The sequence below is a fragment of the Synechococcus sp. R55.2 genome (assembly GCF_047462075.1).
In the GTDB taxonomy this organism is placed as follows: Bacteria; Cyanobacteriota; Cyanobacteriia; order Thermostichales; family Thermostichaceae; genus Thermostichus.
This window is the reverse complement of sequence record NZ_JANSIH010000097.1, coordinates 1-1,034: the sequence shown is the minus strand read 5'-3', so window position 1 is coordinate 1,034 and position 1,034 is coordinate 1. Positions and strand designations below refer to the sequence as shown.

General features: G+C 53.1%; 1 protein-coding gene. It reads right to left on the bottom strand.

Annotated features, from left to right (window positions below):
• A partial coding sequence (locus tag NW838_RS03575) for an RAMP superfamily CRISPR-associated protein (RefSeq protein WP_414427508.1) occupies positions 1–1,029 on the bottom strand: 1,029 nt, incomplete at its 3' end.
• Positions 1,030–1,034 lie beyond the last annotated feature (5 nt).

The window sequence follows — 1,034 nt, the reverse complement described above, 5'->3', positions numbered from 1 at the left end:
TTTAGTAATGAGCTTTTCCACCGCCTCTTGATCTTCCTGGGAAGCATAGTTTTGACACTCGCCAGAAAGACTTAAGATGAGGATCCCTTCTTGTCGGCCTGCGGGTCTATTTCTTCCTTCCCGATTGGGCTCTGGCTCCGGCTGAGAGACTTTGCCATTTAGGAGATCTACATGGATCCAGCCGTGTTTTTGCTTAGGGGTAATGGCGCCAAAAAGTTGCCCTTCCCACTCCTGCACCTGATCGACCGGCAAAACTCCCAGGGCAAAGGAGCGGAACCAATAGCGCAGCATATTCTTAAAGGCTACGGGCCGCACTTCGGCGATGGATCGGTTGTCGTAGCGATTCTTATCGGGCCTCCAGTTGACTACCTGCCGCCCGTGAATGAGTTGGCCTTTTAGCTCAAAGGGCAGGCGCAAGAATTCTCCTTGGCTCTTGTCCAGTGATTTCCCTAAGGGGATCAGCCGACCGTAGCCAGTATTCACCTGGGATCCCACCCCTTGCTCCAGCCCTTGGATCAGCCACTCTTTGACTTGATCCAGCATCTCATCGGTGCAGCCGGGGCCTTTGCGCAGGCCAATCAAAAAAGTGGCTTGCTTGAGAGAAAAGAACAAGTTAGGGTTAGGCGAGTAGTCAAGATTTTTTCCATTCCATTTCCAGATACTATTGGCAATATCTACAGCTAGACCCCCCGTTTTAGAATTATCGGGATCCTCTCGCCGTTGGGGCCGAGTGGGTACCGGGTAGGCATCCAAAAAGATAACCTTGCCGGCCCTGTCTTTTTCGTCAGCTTGTAGGTGCCCAAACCAAGGAGCTACGGCTTTGTCTGCTTGCTCCCAAGATAAATTGCGCTCCTGCATCAGCTCTCGAATGGCCTGGGATCGGGCTACGCCGCGCAGGGTGGAGCTGGGAATGTAAGGGATCCCTAAGGGATCGAAAGCGGGGAGCAACATGCTCTCTGGACCCTTGGCCCCACCGACTCGAATTCGCCAGGGACAGGTGACCTGAAAAGTGTTTTTTTCTCCGGCAATGCGTT